This is a genomic window from Paracoccus sp. (in: a-proteobacteria), assembly GCF_035556475.1.
Lineage (GTDB): Bacteria > Pseudomonadota > Alphaproteobacteria > Rhodobacterales > Rhodobacteraceae > Paracoccus.
On the sequence record NZ_DATMFA010000046.1, the window covers coordinates 52,347 to 69,192 of the forward strand.

The 16,846-nt window shown below is 65.1% G+C and carries 15 protein-coding genes; 12 read left to right on the forward strand and 3 right to left on the reverse strand.

The window, feature by feature from the left end:
- The 9 genes from VNQ78_RS06090 to VNQ78_RS06130 all read left to right on the forward strand — a co-directional run bounded on the left by VNQ78_RS06090 (position 1) and on the right by VNQ78_RS06130 (position 9,257).
- Positions 1-1,086 carry an ABC transporter ATP-binding protein gene (locus tag VNQ78_RS06090; protein ID WP_325687650.1) on the forward strand — a complete coding sequence of 362 codons (1,086 nt, stop codon included), beginning with the start codon at positions 1-3 and terminating at the stop codon, positions 1,084-1,086.
- 14 nt (positions 1,087-1,100) lie between these two features.
- A complete protein-coding gene (locus tag VNQ78_RS06095) occupies positions 1,101-2,192 on the forward strand; it encodes an ABC transporter ATP-binding protein (RefSeq protein ID WP_325687652.1) in 1,092 nt (363 codons plus the stop codon).
- Positions 2,192-3,067, forward strand: a complete 876-nt coding sequence (locus VNQ78_RS06100; protein ID WP_325687680.1) for a sugar ABC transporter permease — start codon at positions 2,192-2,194, stop codon at positions 3,065-3,067. Before VNQ78_RS06095 ends, VNQ78_RS06100 begins: the two co-directional genes overlap by 1 nt.
- Entirely contained in the window at positions 3,064-3,867 is an 804-nt protein-coding gene (locus VNQ78_RS06105) for a carbohydrate ABC transporter permease (protein ID WP_325687654.1), read from the forward strand. The genes VNQ78_RS06100 and VNQ78_RS06105 overlap by 4 nt, the downstream gene beginning before the upstream one ends.
- Positions 3,867-4,370, forward strand: a complete 504-nt coding sequence (locus tag VNQ78_RS06110; protein WP_325687656.1) for a hypothetical protein — start codon at positions 3,867-3,869, stop codon at positions 4,368-4,370. Before VNQ78_RS06105 ends, VNQ78_RS06110 begins: the two co-directional genes overlap by 1 nt.
- Before the next feature lie 136 nt (positions 4,371-4,506).
- Complete coding sequence (locus VNQ78_RS06115) at positions 4,507-4,788, forward strand: DUF2160 domain-containing protein (protein WP_325687682.1); 282 nt, start codon at positions 4,507-4,509, stop codon at positions 4,786-4,788.
- Positions 4,789-4,847: 59 nt separating this feature from the next.
- Positions 4,848-6,572 carry an ABC transporter substrate-binding protein gene (locus VNQ78_RS06120; protein WP_325687658.1) on the forward strand — a complete coding sequence of 575 codons (1,725 nt, stop codon included), beginning with the start codon at positions 4,848-4,850 and terminating at the stop codon, positions 6,570-6,572.
- Positions 6,573-6,639: 67 nt separating this feature from the next.
- A complete protein-coding gene (gene glpK, locus VNQ78_RS06125; protein ID WP_325687660.1) occupies positions 6,640-8,127 on the forward strand; it encodes a glycerol kinase GlpK in 1,488 nt (495 codons plus the stop codon).
- Complete coding sequence (locus VNQ78_RS06130) at positions 8,124-9,257, forward strand: iron-containing alcohol dehydrogenase (RefSeq protein ID WP_325687662.1); 1,134 nt, start codon at positions 8,124-8,126, stop codon at positions 9,255-9,257. The genes glpK and VNQ78_RS06130 overlap by 4 nt, the downstream gene beginning before the upstream one ends.
- 539 nt (positions 9,258-9,796) lie before the next feature.
- On the opposite strand, the gene VNQ78_RS06135 is transcribed toward VNQ78_RS06130, so the two are convergent.
- A complete protein-coding gene (locus VNQ78_RS06135; RefSeq protein WP_325687664.1) occupies positions 9,797-10,795 on the reverse strand; it encodes a Bug family tripartite tricarboxylate transporter substrate binding protein in 999 nt (332 codons plus the stop codon).
- A gap of 119 nt (positions 10,796-10,914) precedes the next feature.
- Entirely contained in the window at positions 10,915-12,051 is a 1,137-nt protein-coding gene (locus tag VNQ78_RS06140; protein ID WP_325687666.1) for a hypothetical protein, read from the reverse strand.
- A 208-nt stretch (positions 12,052-12,259) separates the two neighbouring features.
- On the opposite strand from VNQ78_RS06140, the gene VNQ78_RS06145 reads away from it, so the two are divergent.
- Positions 12,260-13,972 carry an ethanolamine ammonia-lyase reactivating factor EutA gene (locus VNQ78_RS06145; RefSeq protein WP_325687668.1) on the forward strand — a complete coding sequence of 571 codons (1,713 nt, stop codon included), beginning with the start codon at positions 12,260-12,262 and terminating at the stop codon, positions 13,970-13,972.
- Positions 13,973-13,986: 14 nt separating this feature from the next.
- Here VNQ78_RS06145 and VNQ78_RS06150 read toward each other — a convergent pair whose 3' ends face one another.
- Positions 13,987-14,922 carry a LysR family transcriptional regulator gene (locus tag VNQ78_RS06150; RefSeq protein WP_325687670.1) on the reverse strand — a complete coding sequence of 312 codons (936 nt, stop codon included), beginning with the start codon at positions 14,920-14,922 and terminating at the stop codon, positions 13,987-13,989.
- Positions 14,923-15,241: 319 nt separating this feature from the next.
- Between VNQ78_RS06150 and folD the strand changes: the two genes are divergently transcribed.
- Both folD and VNQ78_RS06160 read left to right on the forward strand, forming a co-directional pair.
- Positions 15,242-16,129, forward strand: a complete 888-nt coding sequence (gene folD / locus VNQ78_RS06155; RefSeq protein ID WP_325687672.1) for a bifunctional methylenetetrahydrofolate dehydrogenase/methenyltetrahydrofolate cyclohydrolase FolD — start codon at positions 15,242-15,244, stop codon at positions 16,127-16,129.
- Positions 16,130-16,220: 91 nt separating this feature from the next.
- The coding region (locus VNQ78_RS06160; protein ID WP_325687674.1) for a formyltetrahydrofolate deformylase at positions 16,221-16,846 on the forward strand (626 nt) is incomplete at its 3' end.

Genomic DNA, 16,846 nt, shown 5'->3' on the forward strand with positions numbered 1-16,846 from the left:
ATGACGCTGGAGATGCAGGCTGTGTCGCGGATGGTCGGGGGGCGGGTGCATATCCACCCCACCGACCTGACATTGCGGAACGGCACGATGAACGTCCTGCTGGGTCCGACGCTTTCGGGAAAGACCAGCCTGATGCGGCTGATGGCCGGGCTGGACCAGCCGACGACGGGCCGCATCCTGTGGAACGGGAAGGACGTGACCGGGCAGCGGGTGCAGGACCGGGGCGTCGCCATGGTCTATCAGCAGTTCATCAACTATCCCGGCCTGACGGTCTATGAAAACATCGCCTCGCCCCTGCGCATCCTGCGCCAGCCGAGGGGCGAGATCGACCGCAAGGTACGCGAGACGGCCGAGATGCTGCACCTGACCCCCTTGCTGGGCCGCAAGCCGCTGGAGCTGTCGGGCGGGCAGCAGCAGCGCTGCGCTCTGGCCCGCGCATTGGTCAAGGGCGCGGGTCTGGTGCTGCTGGACGAGCCGCTGGCCAATCTCGACTACAAGCTGCGCGAGGAATTGCGGGTCGAGATCCCGCGCATCTTCGAGGCCTCGGGCGCGATCTTCGTCTATGCCACCACCGAGCCGGAGGAGGCGCTGCTGCTGGGCGGGCATACCGCCACCATGTGGGAGGGGCGGGTGACCCAGTTCGGCCCGACCCCGCGCGTCTATCGCGAGCCGATCGACGCGATCACCGCCCGCGTCTTCAGCGACCCGCCGATGAATTTCGCGCCCTGCATCAAGCGCGGCACCGAACTCTCGATCGGGCCCGGCGTCAGCGCGCCGGCCGAGGGCGCGTTCGCGGTGCCCGATGGCGCGTATCTGGCCGGTTTCCGCGCCAACCACCTCGGCAGGGAGCGCCCGGCGGGCGACGCGCTGGAGTTCCGCTGCCCGGTCATCGTCACCGAGATCACCGGCGTCCAGAGCTTCATCCATGTCGCCCATGGCGAGGAGCGCTGGGTCGGGCTGGTCGAGGGGATCCATGACATCGAGCCGGGGCGCGAGGTCTCGCTCTGGCTCGACCCGCGCCATGTCTACCTGTTCGACGCGGATGGCGTGCTGGTCGCGCCCGCCGCCTATGCATTGGCCGCCTGAGGGGAGGAGGGGAAATGGCACGCATCACGCTTCAGGATCTGGCCCATAGCTACAGCCCGCATCCCCGGTCCGAGGAGGATTATGCGCTGAAGAAGCTCGACCTCGTCTGGCAGGATGGCGGGGCCTATGCGCTGCTCGGTGCCTCTGGCTGCGGCAAGACGACGCTTCTGAACATCATCTCGGGCCTCGTCCGGCCCAGTCAGGGCCGCATCCTGTTTGGCGACCGGGACGTGACCGACGCCCCCACGGCCGAGCGCAATATCGCGCAGGTCTTTCAGTTCCCGGTCGTCTACGACACCATGACCGTGCGCGAGAACCTGGCCTTTCCGCTGCGCAATCGCGGCCGCGACGCCGCCTATATAGCCGAGCGTGTGGCCCGCATCGCCCGCATGATCGGGATGGAGGAGATGCTGTCCCGAAAGGCGCAGGGCCTGACCGCCGATGCCAAGCAGAAGATCAGCCTTGGCCGCGGCATGGTCCGCGAGGATGTGAACGCGATCCTGTTTGATGAGCCGCTGACCGTCATCGACCCGCATATGAAATGGGAGCTGCGCAGCCAGTTGAAGCAGCTTCACCGCCAGTTCAGCCATACGATGATCTACGTCACCCATGACCAGACCGAGGCGCTGACCTTTGCCGACAAGGTCGTGGTGATGCATGACGGGCGGGTCGTCCAGATCGGCACGCCCGAGGAGTTGTTCGAGCGCCCCGCCCACAGCTTCGTCGGCTATTTCATCGGCTCGCCCGGAATGAACTTTCTCGACGCCAAGATCATCGGGCAAAGGGCGCTGCTGCCCGGTGGCGAGGTCGTCGAACTGGGCGCGGATTACGGCGTCCTCGCAGGGGGCTCCCGCATCGGCATCCGCCCGGAACATGTCCATCTGGCAGCCGAGGGCGGCCTGCCCATCGCCATCCGCCGGGTCGAGGATGTCGGTCGCCACCGCATCCTGCGGTCCGAACTGGCGGGCCGCGATTTCAACATCGTCCTGCCGGAAGGCGTGCCCTTGCCTGCCGCCGCGCCGCGCGTGGCCTTCGTGCCGGGCAAGATCAGCGTCTATGTCGATGACTGGCGTATCGCGCCTCCGCTTTCGGAAAGGGCCGCATGATGCAGAAGGTCCAGAACAACAAGGCATGGTTCCTCGTCCTGCCGGTGCTGCTGCTTGTCGCCTTCTCGGCGGTGATCCCGCTGATGACGGTGGTGAACTATGCCTTCAACGACACCTTCGGAAACAACCAGTTCTTCTGGGCCGGCCTCGAATGGTTCGACGAGATGATCCATTCCGAGCGCCTGCACGGCGCCCTTGGCCGGCAGGTGTTGTTCTCGGCCATCGTGCTGGCGATCGAGGTGCCGCTGGGCATCTTCGTCGCGCTGAACATGCCGAAAAAGGGCTTCTGGGCCAGCCTTGTGCTGGTGGTGATGGCGCTGCCGCTGCTCATCCCTTTCAACGTGGTGGGCACGATCTGGCAGATCTTCGGGCGGCAGGATATCGGCCTGCTCGGCCACACGCTCGCCTCGCTGGGGATCGACTACAACTATACCAACGACCCGATCGACGCCTGGATCACGGTGGTCGCGATGGATGTCTGGCACTGGACCAGCCTCGTCGCGCTGCTCTGCTATGCCGGGCTGCAATCCATCCCGCAGGCCTATTACCAGGCGGCAAAGATCGATCAGGCAAGCCGCTGGGCCGTCTTTCGCTATATCGAACTGCCGAAGATGAAGGGCGTGCTGCTGATCGCGGTCCTGCTGCGCTTCATGGACAGCTTCATGATCTATACCGAGCCTTTCGTCGTCACCGGCGGCGGTCCCGGCAACTCGACCACGTTCCTGTCCATCGACCTTGTGAAGATGGCGGTCGGGCAATTCGACCTTGGCCCGGCGGCGGCCTTCTCGCTGATGTATTTCCTGGTGATCCTGCTGGTCAGCTGGGTCTTCTACACCGTGATGACCAATTTCGACAAAACGGAGGCGGGGCAATGAAATCGCGCTCCTCCGGCCTCGTCATGGTGCTTTACCTGCTGTTCCTGATGATCCCGATCTATTGGCTCGTGAACATGAGCCTCAAGACCAATGCCGAGATCACCGGCACCTTCAGCCTGTTCCCGCACAACCTGACCTTCCGCAACTATCGGGTGATCCTGACCGACCCGAGCTGGTATATGGGCTACGTGAACTCGATCATCTATGTAGTGATGAACACGGTGATCTCGGTCACGGTGGCCTTGCCTGCCGCCTATGCCTTCAGCCGCTACAGCTTCATCGGCGACAAGCACCTGTTCTTCTGGCTGCTGACCAACCGGATGGCGCCGCCTGCGGTCTTTGCGCTGCCCTTCTTCCAGCTTTATTCCTCGATCGGGCTTTTCGACACGCATATCGCGGTGGCGTTGGCGCATTGCCTGTTCAACGTGCCGCTGGCGGTCTGGATCCTCGAGGGTTTCATGCGCGGCGTCCCGAAGGAAATCGACGAGACCGCCTATATCGACGGCTATTCCTTCCCGCGCTTCTTCATCCGCATCTTCATGCCGCTGATCGCCAGCGGGATCGGCGTCGCGGCCTTCTTCTGCTTCATGTTTTCATGGGTCGAACTGCTGCTCTCGCGCACGCTGACCAGCGTGAACGCCAAACCCATCGCGGCGACGATGACGCGCACCGTCTCGGCCTCGGGCATGGATTGGGGCGTGCTGGCGGCGGCGGGGGTGCTGACGCTGGTGCCCGGCGCGCTGGTGATCTGGTTCGTCCGAAACTACATCGCCAAGGGCTTCGCCCTGGGGAGGGTGTGATGGCACTCAGTTGGGAGATAGACCCAATTGCGCTTTATGCAGCGCTGCTTTCGAGCATCATTGCAATTATTCAGCTCCTGCGTTGGTGGTTCGATGGACCCAGAGTCGCCGTGACAGTGATCAACCCTCGGGAAGTGCGACGGTTCAATGGTCAGTTGTTCGAGTTGATAATTTCCAACGTGGCAGCCTCTCCGACTGTCGTGAGAGAGGTAACAATCTCGCTGCATCGAGAGAAACCCGGTCCCTCGATAAAGGACGCTAGATTCTACTCAGGCGCAGGATGGGACCCCGCCATTAAAGCCGTTCCTCATCCCACCAAAGAGCATACGACGACCTGTGAAACCAATCTTATCCCACCCGCCACTGAATACCATCAACTGCTGAAGCCTTTTGACGACTATGACCCCCACCGTCACTGGCTGAAGGCCACAGTCATGCTGCGAAATAGCCGAAAGCGCTTTGTCGGCTGGGCTGGGCCTGTATTGGAGATCCGGCATGGCTGAAGCCGCAATTCCCGTCCACCGTCGTGGCAACTGGCCCGCGATCTATCTGGGGGCGGCGGTCGTCCTTGGCGCGGTGCTGGCGTTTCTCGTCTGGGCCACCCCCGTCAAGGACGGCGCGAAGGAGTGGACCGCGCCGATGATCCCCGGCGGTTGGATGGCCTGGACCTTTCCGGTCGCCTTCTTCTTCTGGACGATCGCCGCGCTTCTGGTCCTGTTCACCATCCTCGCCATCCGCTTCCCCGAAACTCCGCGCCGGGGCGTGCTGCGGATCGAGACGACGCGCGGGGACCGTCTTTTCATCACGCTGCTCGGTTCGGCCTTCATCTGCCTCGGCTGGCTGTTCTTTGCCGGTCCTCCGGTCTGGTGGGGTCTGGCGATCTGCCTTGCCTATGCCGCGGCGGTGTTCCGCTGGGTTTGAAATACCGCGAAGGCCCCATGCCTGCGCGGCAGAACGGACGTCTCATCAGGGAGGAAAACATGAGACCGACACGGAGGACGACGGCCATGGCGCTTGCGCTCTTGGTCATGGGAGGCGCCCCGGCCTGGGCGGATATGGAGGCCGCGAAGAAGTTCCTGGATGCCGAGATCGGCGATCTGTCCAGCCTGTCGCGCGAGGATCAGGAAAAGGAGATGCAGTGGTTCATCGACGCCGCGAAGCCGCTGGCGGGCATGGATATCAAGGTGGTCTCGGAAACCATCACCACGCATGAATACGAATCCAAGGTGCTGGCCCCGGCCTTTACCGCGATCACCGGGATCAAGGTCACCCATGACCTGATCGGCGAAGGTGACGTCGTCGAGAAGCTGCAGACCCAGATGCAGACCGGCGAGAATATCTATGACGGCTATGTCAACGACTCGGACCTGATCGGCACGCATTGGCGCTATCAGCAGGCGCGCGACCTGACCAAGTGGATGGCCGAGGAGGGCAAGGAATTCACCAGCCCGACCCTCGACCTGCCGGATTTCATCGGGCTGAAATTCACCACCGCGCCGGATGGCGACCTCTACCAGCTGCCCGACCAGCAATTCGCGAACCTCTACTGGTTCCGCTATGACTGGTTCAACGATCAGAAGACCAAGGACGATTTCAAGGCCAAGTATGGCTATGACCTCGGCGTTCCGGTGAACTGGTCCGCCTATGAGGACATTGCCGAGTTCTTCACCGGCCGCGACATGTCCTATATCGAGGGCGGCCCGACGAAGGCCTGGGGCAACATGGACTATGGCAAGAAGGACCCGAGCCTCGGCTGGCGCTATACCGATGCCTGGATGTCCATGGCCGGCATGGGCGACAAGGGCGAGCCGAACGGCCTTCCGGTCGATGAATGGGGCATCCGGGTGGATGAGAACAGCCGCCCGGTTGGATCCTGCGTGGCGCGGGGCGGCGCGACCAACGATGCCGCCGCGGTCTATGCCGTGACGAAGGCGATCGAGTGGCTGCAGAAATACACGCCCCCGGAAGCGCAGGGCATGACCTTCTCCGAAGCGGGTCCGGTCCCGGCGCGGGGTGACATCGCCCAGCAGATGTTCTGGTATACCGCCTTCACCGCCGACATGGTCAAGGAAGGGACCGCCGTGGTGAACGCGGACGGCACCCCGAAATGGCGCATGGCCCCCAGCCCGCATGGCGCCTATTGGAGCGAGGGGACCAAGATCGGCTATCAGGACGTCGGCAGCTGGACGCTGATGAAGTCGACCCCGGTGGACCGCGCGCAGGCCGCATGGCTTTACGCGCAGTTCGTCACCTCGAAGACCGTCGACGTGAAGAAGTCGCATGTCGGGCTGACCTTCATCCGCGACTCGACCATCCACGACAAGTCCTTCACCGAGCGCGCGCCCAAGCTGGGCGGTCTGGTCGAGTTCTATCGCTCGCCCGCCCGCGTGCAATGGTCGCCGACCGGCACCAACATTCCCGATTACCCGAAGCTCGCGCAGCTTTGGTGGCAGAATATCGGAGATGCCATGTCGGGCGCCAAGACCCCGCAGGAGGCGCTGGATGCGCTTTGCGCGGAACAGGAGAAGGTGCTTGAACGGTTGGAGCGCGCCGGCGTTCAGGGCGATCTTGGTCCCAAGATGAACGAGGCGAAGGATCCGCAGGAATGGCTGGACGCACCCGGCGCGCCTGTGGGCAAGATCGAGAACGAGAAGCCCAAGGGCGAGACGGTTTCCTATGACGAGCTGATCAAGTCCTGGCAGTAATGCCGAAGCGGGGGCAGGGCCGCGCGCCTTGCCCCTTTTTCCTTGATGACACGGCCCCGGAAGAAGCATGACCCATATCCTCGCCATCGATCAGGGGACGACCTCGTCCCGTGCCATCCTGTTTGACACCTCGCTGCGCGTCGTCGCCTCGGCGCAGGAGGAGTTTCGCCAGCATTTCCCGGCCTCGGGCTGGGTCGAGCATGACCCCTCGGATCTTTGGGCGACTGCCGCCGCGACGGCGCGCGCCGCGGTCGAGCGGGCGGGCGTCGGTGCGAACCGCATCGCGGCCATCGGCATCACCAACCAGCGCGAGACGGTGCTGCTCTGGGATCGGGCAACCGGGCGGGCGCTGCACAATGCGATCGTCTGGCAGGACCGCCGCACCGCCGACCTGTGCGAGCGGCTGAAGGCCGAGGGGCATGAGCCGATGATCTCGGCCCGGACCGGCCTGCTGCTTGACCCCTATTTCTCGGGCACGAAGCTCGCCTGGCTTCTCGATAATGTCGACGGCGCGCGGGCGCGGGCCGAGGCGGGCGAGCTGGCCTTCGGCACCGTCGATAGCTGGCTGATCTGGAACCTGACCGGGGGCCGCGTCCATGCGACGGACGCCACCAATGCGGCGCGGACGCTGCTTTACAATATCGCCGAGAACCGCTGGGACGAGGAAATCTGCCACCTGCTCGGCATCCCGATGCAGATTTTGCCCGAGGTGCGCGATTGCGCCGCCGATTACGGCATGACCCGCGCCGACCTTTTCGGGCATGAGATCCCGATCCTCGGCGTCGCGGGCGACCAGCAGGCGGCGACGGTGGGGCAGGCCTGCTTCCAGCCCGGCATGATGAAATCGACCTATGGCACCGGCTGCTTCGCGCTGCTGAACACCGGGGCCGAGATGGTGCCCTCGAAAAACCGGTTGCTGACGACCATCGCCTATCGTCTGGACGGGCGGACCACCTATGCGCTGGAGGGGTCGATCTTCATCGCCGGGGCTGTGGTGCAATGGCTGCGCGACGGGCTGAAGATCATTCGCGCGGCGTCGGAGACGCAGCCGCTGGCGCAGAATGCCGACCCCTCGCAGGAGGTGGTGATGGTGCCCGCCTTCACCGGCCTTGGCGCGCCCTATTGGCGGCCCGATTGCCGGGGCGCGATCTTTGGCCTCACCCGCAACTCCGGCCCGGCGGAATTTGCAAGGGCGGCGTTGGAAAGCGTGGGCTATCAGACCCGCGACCTGCTGGAGGCGATGCGGGCCGATTGGGGCTCGGCCGGGGATGCGGTCTTGCGGGTCGATGGCGGTATGGCGGCCAGCGACTGGTCGATGCAGTTCCTCTCCGACATCCTCGGCGCGCCGGTCGATCGTCCGAAGGTGACCGAGACGACGGCGCTGGGCGCGGCCTATCTGGCGGGGCTGCGCGCCGGGATCTATCCCCCACCCGAGGAGGTCGCCGGACGCTGGGCGCTCGACCGCCGCTTTGAGCCGAAGATGGATGACAGCACCCGGCAGGCCAAGTATGCCCGCTGGAAGAAAGCGGTGGCGGCGACGATGGAGGCTGCATGAATTCCTTTGGCTTTGCCCTGCCGGGCCGGGTGATCTTCGGTCGGGGCGAGGCGCGGAATGCCCCCGGATTGATCCGGGCGCTTGGTGGGCGCGGGATCGTCGTCCATGGCGCGGATGCGCGCCGCGCCGCATGGCTGGTCGATGCCCTGCGTGCCGAGGGGGCCGAGGTCTTGACGATTTCCTGCGCGTCGGAGCCGACCCTGCCCATGCTGGAGGCCGCGCTGGCCGAGGCCAAGGGATTCCGCGCCGATTGGGTCGCGGGCTTGAGCGGGGGCGCGGCGCTCGACCTCGGCAAGGCGCTGGCCGGGCTGATCCCCGCGCCGGGCGGGATCATGGATCATCTGGAGGTTGTTGGCCGCGGCTTGCCGCTGGCGGTCCCTCCCTTGCCCTATATCGCGATGCCGACGACGGCGGGCACCGGGGCCGAGGCCACGCGCAATGCGGTGATCGGCCTGCCGGATCATGGCCGCAAGGTCTCGATCCGGGACGAAAGGATGCTGCCCCGCATCGCCATCGTCGATCCGGCGCTGACCGATCATTGTCCGCGCCATGTCACGCTGGCCTCGGGGCTGGATGCGCTGGCGCAGGTGATCGAGCCCTATGTCTCGGCCCGCGCGACGCCCTTTACCGATGCGCTGGTCCGCCCGGCGATCGCGCCGGGCATCGCGGCGCTCGCGGCGCTGATGCGGGGCGAGGACGCCGCCGCGCGCGACCGGCTGGCATGGACCAGCCTTTGCGGCGGGATCGCGCTGGCGAATGGCGGTCTCGGCGCCGTCCATGGCCTTGCCGGGGTGATCGGCGGCGTGACGCCCGCCCCGCATGGCGCGATCTGCGGCGCGCTCCTTGGCCCCGTGCTGGAGATGAACCGGCGGCTTGTTCCCGATCCCGCGCGGATCGAGGAGGTCTGCGGCCTGATTGCCGCCGCGCTCGGCACCTCTGCCGCTGATGCGCCGCGGGCGCTGGCCGCATGGGCCCGCGATTGCGGGTTGCCGGGATTGGCGGCGCAGGGCCTCGACTCCGCGAGTTACCGCGGGGTGGCCGAGGCGTCGCTTGCAAGTTCCTCGATGAAGGGCAATCCCGTCGCGCCTCCGGTCGAGGAGTTGGAGGCAGTGCTGGCGGCAGCGGCCTGACTTCCCGACCGGCAGAGGGAATCCCGGTGCCATGCGGATCCAGGCTCCGGGTTTCGGGAACCATCCGCAGGTATGGGCTTTCGGGAGAGGGCGTTGCCGCCTTGCCCCTTCCGTGATGCGAGACTCCCCCTGAAATGCCTGATCTGGGCGTCGGACGGGATCGGACAGCATTCGATTGCTCAGGCTGGCAGGCAGACGCGGGAGGCGGATGCCCAGTGGATGAGCGGGTTGAACTGCGCCGAGCGCGCCAAGGGATGGTGGCTCTGACCCTGGCCACAACGAAGGCGGTGAAACGTGTCACCCGTGCCTTTCGACCACAGACGGCGAGATCGGGGAGGGGCTGACTGTTCCTTTGCCCAGCCATCATGACCGACAATTCGCGCAGCACGCGCTCAAGGGGGCGTGCCGGCGGAGGCGGGCTTGGCCCAAGCCCCGAAGGCCCTGCCGCATCGCCCGAGGGCATAGCGGCGGCGTATCGTGGGCTATAATGCAGAAACCGCCCGTGGGGGGCGGCTTCCTTTTCCCGAGGCAGTCTCAGGTCATTTGTCCCGAAGTGCGGTTTTCAGGACGGCCACGATTTCCTCGGGCTGGTCCATGGCCTTTGTCACCGCGTCGGCAACGTCCTGACCCACGGTCGGCGCGATCGGCAGCCCGAGGCTTGCCGCGCGCTTGAGGAATTCGGGATCCGAGGTCGCCGCCGCATAGGCGTCGCGCAGCGCCTGCAGGCGGTCCTCGGGGATGCCGGGCGGGCCGGCGGTCAGCCGGGCGAGGTTGCTTTGCGCCTCGATAAGCGAAATGACCGGCTGGGCCTTTTCATCCGTCACCAGCGAGGCGAGGCTGGGCACCTCGGTCTGTTCCCCGCCGATCTGGGCGACGAAATGGCCGTGGCCCTCATCGACGAAGCTCTGGAAGCTTGAGCGGAAGCTGAACATGCCGCCCACCTCGCCCCGGCGCATCGCCAGAAGGTCGTCATTGCCGTTATAGCCGGTGACGACCTGAATCGGCAGCTTCAGCACGTCGACCAGCAGCGTCGTCTCGATGGTCGAGGCGGTGCCCACGCCGGGTGCTGCGAACTTGACCGGCTTCTCCAGCCCGGTGAGTTCGGCGTAATTCTCGACCCCCGAACCCTTGGACATCAGGAAGACGCGGGGATCGGCGCCGATATTGCCGATCCAGGACATCTTCTCCAGATCGAACTTGATCGCCTGGTTCCCGGCGAGCTGGCTGTAGATCAGGCCGGTGTTGAAGGTGCCGATGGTCAGCCCGTCCGGCTCCGAGGCATAGACATAATTCGTGCCGAGGATATGGCCCGCGCCCGCCATGTTGCGCACCACGAAGGTCGAGCCGGGCAGGTATTTCTGCATGAACTCGGCCACGAGGCGCCCGTTCACGTCATAGCCGCCGCCGGGATTGGTCGCGACGATATAGTTGACGGTCTTGCCCTTGAAGAAATCGGCGCCCGACTGGGCCAGCGCGGATGTCACCGCGCCTCCGGTCGCCATCGCGGCCATGATCAGGCCCATGACAAGTCTACGCATCAAGTCTCCTCCCTTAAGGCGTTCATCTTGGCCAGCCGGATGCGGCACCGGGGACACGGGCGCGCGAGCCCGGTCCCCGATCAGGCGAAGGCTGGCGGGAAAGCGGCTCCCGGCCGTGACTACACGGCCTTGCGGGCGGACGAACCCTGCGCCGGAAGATCGGCAAGCTCGTCCTCATAGGCTTTGGCCATCCGCGACTCCAGACCGTTCTGGGCCAGCGCGTCGGCGAACAGCTTGCGGATCGCGGGCCGCTCATCGGCATAGTCGATCTGGTCGCCGCCGATGCGACGGCTGATCCATGCCTTGGGCACGCCCTGCGAGTTGCGCAGCGAGACGACCTCGTGCTTGAAGGCCAGATAGCGCGCCGGGGTGCTGCCGGTGTTGAAATGCTGGTGGAAGAACATGTTGGGCGGCACGATCATGGTGCCCACCTCCCAATCATAGCGCTTGGGCTCCTCGCCTTCGCTCCACATCAGGCTGTAGCCCTCGCCGGACAGGATGATGACATGGGCGCCGGGGCCATGGGCATGGCCCTTCTTGTAGGTGCCGACCGGGAATTGCGAGATATGGCTGTTCATTGAGCCGCGCGCCATGGAAAAGCGAATATGCCCGCCCCCCGCGCCGCGTTCCTTGGCCTCGATCAGGGGCAGGTTCACCGCGTCCGAGACGAAGTTCGTCTCCAGCAGCAGCCCCTTCTGCTCGCCGCCATTGGCGAAATAGTCGGGCTCGCCGTCAAAGCGCGAGGTGAAGTCATGCGGCGTGTCGAAGACGAATTCCGGGTCTTCGTAGAGGTTGAGCACCGGCGGCGCATTGGTGACCGAGACGAAGCGCGCCGGCTTCACGCCCGAGCCGTTGAAATGCTGGTGATGCGTGTTCAGCGGAATGGCGAAGAGCGATCCCGCCTGCCACTCGAACGTCACCTTATGCCCGGCATCGTTCCACACATGGGTCGAGCCGTTGCCTTCGAGGATCAGGATCATCTCCTCGAAAAGCTGGCGCTGCGGTGCCAGCTTGCCGCCCGCCGGGATCTCCATGACATAGCAGTCGTTCGAGGTGCGCGACGCATCGTGGTTGAGGAATGCCGCATTGCCGCCGCGCCGCGCCCAAGGCTTCAGCTCGACGGTGCGCAGGTTCCGAACATACATCGCCGGCAGGATGTCCAGCCCCTCGCCCCGGACCCAGCGCGTATAGGGGCTGTCCTTCTCGGTCGCGAATTTCTTGGCCAGTTCGTCCGAAACGACTGCATTTCCCGCCATCTGTCCTAACTCCTGTAGTGATGCAGCCCCATTGTTACCGGGCGGCGGAGCGGGGCAGAAATAAAGATCTCCTTCCCTTGTCATTAGCTATGCTTCTGGCTTGGGGCGTTTTGCCCAAAACATCGCTTATCGCACCCATTAGCATTCGGCTTCTCCCGCAGCGGGGCTTCCCCGCTAGGCTGGCGTCAGGAAATCAGGAGGATCGGCCATGACGGCAGACACGAAGGCCCACACGGTCGAGGATCATCTTTATGGCCAGATGCTGGATCACGAGCATGGCCCCGATGCCGACCATGACCATGACAATTTCGATGCCGCAGGCCCCTTGGACGAGAACCCGATCTGGCTGCAGGACAATGTCTTTCTGACCAGCGTGGGGCTGGACGTCGGTTCCTCGGGGACGCAGGTGATCTTTTCGCATCTGCAGATGCGCCGGATCAGCGAGCGGCTGACCAGCCGCTATGTGGTCGTCGCCCGCGAGACGGTCCATGAATCCCCGGTCGCGCTGACCCCCTATACCGATGCCCGCCTGATCGACAGCGTAGCGCTTGGCAGGATCGTCGATGAGGCCTATGCCGCCGCCCGCCTGACCGCCGAGGATATCGATACCGGGGTGGTCATCCTGACCGGTGAGGCGCTGCGGCGAGAGAATGCCGAGGCCATTGCCCATATCCTGGCCGAGCAGGGCGGAGAGTTCGTCTGCGCCACCGCCGGCCATCACATGGAGGCGATGCTGGCCGCCTATGGCTCGGGCGCGGCGCAGGCATCCCATGCGGAAGGCAAGCGGCTCCTGAATATCGACATCGGCGGCGGCACGACCAAGCTTGCCATCGTCGAGGATGGCGCGGTGGTCAGGACCGGAGCGATCCATGTCGGCGGCCGCCTGCTGGTCGCGGATGGAGAGGGGCGCATCACCCGACTGGACCCCGCCGGTCGTCACCACGCGCGACGCGCGGGTTTTGATTGGAACGAGGGCGCGATGGTAACGCCCGCGGAGCTTGAGGTCACCGCGGGGCATATGGCCGACCTGCTCGTCTCGGCGATCACCGCGCCGGAACTGGATGACGCGGTTCTCGAGCTTTACCTGACCGAGCCGATCCGCGATTTCGGTCGGATCGACGGCATCATGGTGTCAGGCGGCGTCGGCGAATTCGTCTATGGCCGCGAGAGCCGCGATTTCGGGGATCTGGGCTCCTATCTGGGGCGCGCGCTTCGCGCCCGGCTTGACCGGCTGCCCTGGGAAATCCTGCCAGCCGGGGCGTGCATCCGCGCGACGGCGCTGGGGGCTTCGGAATATACGGTCCAACTCAGCGGCAATACCAGCTATATCTCGGACCGGGGCAGGCTGCTGCCGCGCCGCGACCTTCAGGTGCTGCAACCCGATATCGCGCTGCCGGACAGCATCCGGCCCGACGAGGTGGCGGGGGCGATCCGCAATCACCTGCTGCGCTTCGATCTTGCCGGAGAGGATCGCGACATCGCCTTTGCCTTCCGCTGGAGCGGCCTGCCGGAATATGGCCGGCTGCGCGCCTTTGCCGAGGGTATCGCCGACGGCGTCGCCGAGCGCAGCGCCAGAGGGCTGCCGCTCTACCTGATGCTGGACGGCGATGTCGCCCGCACCCTTGGCCTGATCCTGCGCGAGGAGCTGGGCCTTTCTGTCGAGATCATGGCGATCGACGGCCTTGCGCTGCATGATTTCGACTATATCGACCTTGGGCGAATCCGGCTGCCCTCGGGCACGGTGCCGGTGACGATCAAGTCCCTGCTGTTTCGCGACAAGAACGACCAGCGGATCCATTATCACGACCATGATGACGACCACGACCATGACCACGATCATGCCCATCATCATGGCGGGCATCACCACCATCACCATGGCCACCACCACCATCATCACGGGACGCCGGATCACGCGCATTAGGCCGCGCGCCGGGTTCAGGCGGGCTTTTGCGGGGTCTCCAGCGCCTGCCATTGCCCGTCGGGACGGCTGCCCTCGGCCTTCACCACCTCCTTGACGGCATCCAGAACCGTCTCGAAGGCGCGTGACATCGGGCGCTTGCGGGCATGGGCCAGATGCAGCAGGCGGCGGATTTCCGGTTCCACCACCAGTTGCGAACCCAGATGCGCCGCCTCGGCCGGGGGGCGGGGCATCACCGATGCGCCAAAGCCATGCGCGACGAAGCTGCGGATGGCGGGAACGGAATCCACCTCATGGCCCAGGTCGATGTCGATCCCCAGCTTGTCGGCGATGCGGTCCACCTCGGTCCTGACATGGTGGGGACGGGTGGGCAGGATCAGCCGGTGGTCGAAAACCTCACGCGCGGGAATGGTCGCGCCGGGGCGGGGGCCATCCGCCAGCGGATAGACGAAATACATCTTTTCGACCGCCAGCGGCGTGAAGGTCAGTTGCTCGCCCCCCTCGCGCGTATTGTAGACAAGCGCGATATCGATGCGGGACTCCAGCAGGTATTCGATCAGGGCCTCGCTCAGCACCTCCTTGATGGTCAGCACGATGCCATCGAAGTCGCGCGAGATCTTCTCGAGCAGCGGGGTCGCGATCGCCTCGCGCACACTGGGGGTCAGGCCGACGGTGATCTTGCCGGTCGGGACGCGGGCATAGCGCGTCATGCCTGCGCGGGCCAGCTCCAGTTCCTCGATGATGGCCTGCGCATGACGGGCAAAGACCCGGCCCGCCTCGGTCGGCGAGATCCCCCGCGAATGGCGTTCGAGCAGTTGCAGGCCCATCTCATGCTCGAGCTTGCGGATATGCAGCCCCAGCGCGGGCTGGGTGATATGACACCGTTCGGCGGCGCGGGTGATGCTGCCCTCTTCAAGCACGGTCAGATAGAGCCGCAGGCTTTTGATATCCAATATGTCCCCCGGCGCGACGCGATCCCTGCCCTATCTGCCTGCAAGGCGCTGCGATCCGCAAGATCGGGTGGCAGGGCCTTTTTGCACGCGACGATGCCGCGGGACAATCGCGCCAATGCGGCAAAAGCGCCATCTGCCTGTCGGAAATTGCCGTCCGGGCGCCGATCCGCCGTTCCAGATGGGTTTCCGAGGAAAGAGGGCAGCCATGCAAGTTGAAACCAGCACTTTGATCCCGCCCCCGGCTGCGCTATCGCCTCTCGCAACGTTCATGGCCCCGGCCTCTGGACGACTGGCGGATGAAGCAGAGGGACATATGCGCATGACGGCTGACAGGATTGACGGGAAGGCGTTTTCGGGCCGGATCCGGGAAAAGGTCGCGGCGGAGGTCTTGCGGCTGAAGGCCGTCGGGCTTGTTCCTGGTCTTGCGGTTGTTCTGGTTGGGGAGGATCCGGCGTCCGAGGTTTATGTCAGGAACAAGGGCATCCAGACGCGCGAGGCGGGGATGAACTCGTGGGAATGGAAGCTGTCGGCCGACACCTCGCAGGAGGCGCTGATGGCCAAGGTGGCGGAGCTGAATGCCGATCCGGCGGTGCATGGGATTCTGGTGCAATTGCCGCTGCCGGGGCATCTCGACGCCGAGGCGGTGATCAATGCGATCGATCCGGCGAAGGATGTCGACGGGTTCCATATCCTGAATGTCGGGCTGCTCGGCACCGGGCAGAAGGCGATGGTGCCCTGCACGCCTCTGGGTTGCCTGATGATGCTGCGGGACCGGCTCGGCGATCTTTCGGGGCTGAACGCGGTGGTGGTCGGGCGCAGCAACATCGTCGGCAAGCCGATGGCGCAATTGCTGCTGGGCGAGAATTGCACCGTCACCATCGCCCATAGCCGGACCCGGGATCTGGCGGCGGTCTGCCGCGGTGCCGATATCCTCGTCGCCGCCGTCGGCCGGGCGCGGATGATCCCCGGCGGTTGGATCAAGCCCGGCGCCACGGTGATCGATGTCGGGATCAACCGGATCGAGGAAGATGGCCGCACCCGGCTGGTGGGTGATGTCGATTTCGCGAGCGCCGCAGAGATCGCCGGCGCCATCACCCCGGTGCCGGGCGGGGTCGGGCCGATGACCATCGCCTGCCTTCTGGCCAATACGCTCACCGCCTGCTGCCGGGCGAACGGATTGCCCGAACCGGCCGGTCTGACCGCCTGAGCAGGATGGGGGGCGCTGCCCCCCACGCCCCCCGGGGTATTTCGGAAACGGAGAAAGCCGGGCCGCGCGCCCGCCGAGAGTGGAGAGCCTGATGACCAAATACTGCCTGACCGTGACCTGCCCCTCGACCCGCGGGATCGTGGCCGCGATCTCGACCTATCTTGCGGCGCAGGGTTGCAACATCACCGATTCGAGCCAGTTCGACGATGCCGAGACCGGGCGCTTCTTCATGCGGGTGAGCTTCGTCTCGGAGGAGGGCGTGGGCATCGCGGCGCTTGGCGCCGGGCTGGAGGAGACCGCGGCCCGTTTCGAGATGGACTGGGCCTTCCATGACGAGGCGGAGAAGATGAAGGTCGTGGTCATGGTCAGCCGCTTTGGCCATTGCCTGAACGACCTCTTGTATCGCTGGCGCATCGGGGCGCTGCCGATCGAGATCGTCGCCGTGATCTCGAACCACATGGATTACCAGAAGGTGGTGGTGAACCACGACATCCCCTTCCACTGCATCAAGGTGACGAAGGAGAACAAGCCCGAGGCCGAGGCCCGGATCATGGCGGTGGTCGAGGAGAGCGGGGCCGAGCTGATCGTGCTGGCGCGCTATATGCAGGTGCTGTCGGACGCGATGTGCCGGAAGATGTCGGGGCGGATCATCAATATCCACCATTCCTTCCTGCCGAGCTTCAAGGGCGCCAATCCCTACAAGCAGGCCTTCGAGCG

Coding starts and splice junctions, on each gene's coding strand:
- glpK (WP_325687660.1), top strand. CDS start 6,640: ATGACCCATATCCTCGCCATCGATCAGGGGACGACCTCGTCCCGTGCC.
- VNQ78_RS06090 (WP_325687650.1), top strand. CDS start 1: ATGACGCTGGAGATGCAGGCTGTGTCGCGGATGGTCGGGGGGCGGGTG.
- VNQ78_RS06105 (WP_325687654.1), top strand. CDS start 3,064: ATGAAATCGCGCTCCTCCGGCCTCGTCATGGTGCTTTACCTGCTGTTC.
- VNQ78_RS06135 (WP_325687664.1), bottom strand. CDS start 10,795: ATGCGTAGACTTGTCATGGGCCTGATCATGGCCGCGATGGCGACCGGA.
- VNQ78_RS06140 (WP_325687666.1), bottom strand. CDS start 12,051: ATGGCGGGAAATGCAGTCGTTTCGGACGAACTGGCCAAGAAATTCGCG.
- VNQ78_RS06145 (WP_325687668.1), top strand. CDS start 12,260: ATGACGGCAGACACGAAGGCCCACACGGTCGAGGATCATCTTTATGGC.
- VNQ78_RS06115 (WP_325687682.1), top strand. CDS start 4,507: ATGATCCCCGGCGGTTGGATGGCCTGGACCTTTCCGGTCGCCTTCTTC.
- VNQ78_RS06095 (WP_325687652.1), top strand. CDS start 1,101: ATGGCACGCATCACGCTTCAGGATCTGGCCCATAGCTACAGCCCGCAT.
- VNQ78_RS06120 (WP_325687658.1), top strand. CDS start 4,848: ATGAGACCGACACGGAGGACGACGGCCATGGCGCTTGCGCTCTTGGTC.
- folD (WP_325687672.1), top strand. CDS start 15,242: ATGACGGCTGACAGGATTGACGGGAAGGCGTTTTCGGGCCGGATCCGG.
- VNQ78_RS06100 (WP_325687680.1), top strand. CDS start 2,192: ATGCAGAAGGTCCAGAACAACAAGGCATGGTTCCTCGTCCTGCCGGTG.
- VNQ78_RS06130 (WP_325687662.1), top strand. CDS start 8,124: ATGAATTCCTTTGGCTTTGCCCTGCCGGGCCGGGTGATCTTCGGTCGG.
- VNQ78_RS06110 (WP_325687656.1), top strand. CDS start 3,867: ATGGCACTCAGTTGGGAGATAGACCCAATTGCGCTTTATGCAGCGCTG.